This window comes from Aeromonas rivuli (assembly GCF_000820045.1).
Classification (GTDB): Bacteria; Pseudomonadota; Gammaproteobacteria; order Enterobacterales; family Aeromonadaceae; genus Aeromonas; species Aeromonas rivuli.
Window position 1 is genome coordinate 1 of record NZ_CDBJ01000001.1, and the last position, 262, is coordinate 262.

1 pseudogene is annotated in these 262 nt (G+C 63.0%); it reads left to right on the forward strand.

Annotation, left to right across the window (positions count from 1 at the left end):
* A pseudogene (locus tag BN1130_RS22780) lies at nt 1-262 on the forward strand (heme lyase NrfEFG subunit NrfE); the annotation flags it as partial.

The following is a 262-nucleotide window of genomic DNA, read 5'->3' on the forward strand; positions in this document are numbered from 1 at the left end:
CTTGGTCAGTTCGCCCTGATCCTGGCTTTTGCCACCTCCTTGCTGCTCGGCAGCTACCCGCTGCTCGGCGCCAAGTGGGGGCGGATTGGCATGATGCAAGCCGCCCGCCCGCTGGCCTATGCCCAGTTCCTGCTGCTGTTGCTGTCGTTCCTCTGCCTGACCTGGGCCTTTATCGACAACGACTTCACGGTGCAATATGTGGCGACCAACTCCAACAGCCTGTTGCCGCTGCAGTACCGGATATCGGCGGTGTGGGGCGCCC